Annotated in this window: 1 protein-coding gene; it reads left to right on the forward strand. The window is 41.8% G+C overall.

Features of this window, described 5'->3' with window-relative positions; genetic code table 11:
* Nucleotides 1-380: 380 nt before the first annotated feature.
* Nucleotides 381-506, forward strand: coding sequence for a hypothetical protein (locus CCD76_RS20560; RefSeq protein WP_256961400.1), 126 nt, complete (start codon nucleotides 381-383; stop codon nucleotides 504-506).
* Nucleotides 507-526: the final 20 nt, after the last annotated feature.

The raw sequence follows: 526 nt of genomic DNA on the forward strand, positions 1-526 counted from the left end.
TAGAAATATCATTTCCTATGCACCAAACCTTTTCAGTCATTTTAAACACCGTTAGTGGTCTGAATCTTCGAGCAGATTCGAGAAACGTTCGAAATACAGAGAGGCTATAAAGAAACAGAGTTTAACATAAGTGGTGCTATCATAGGTCGGACGAGGTGTCGTGGCATGAACATCTGAAGATCTATCTAATTTGGTGAAAGGATTGCAATGTGATAGAACAAGCAGAACCGCAAAGAAAACATTCACTTAGTGCAATTGACTTACGCCATCCCATTACCGGATTCGCTTTTCAAGTTTATCCATCAATATTCGTATCGTTTTCAGCTCCAGTTCAGATTCGTCGCACATACTTAGGCTGTACCAACTTTTAGGAGATTGTCATGAACCGTGGAATTCAAGCATTGACCTTAGCGCTTGCCGTGGCTATCACTGCCCCCGCCTTTGCCGCTCCGGGACATCAAGATACAGCGAACAAGATATTACAAGAAGGTAAGCACCTGATCTAAAGTTTTCGTGTAATATCCAT

The organism is Salinicola salarius (genome assembly GCF_002179555.1).
Classification (GTDB): Bacteria; Pseudomonadota; Gammaproteobacteria; order Pseudomonadales; family Halomonadaceae; genus Salinicola; species Salinicola salarius_A.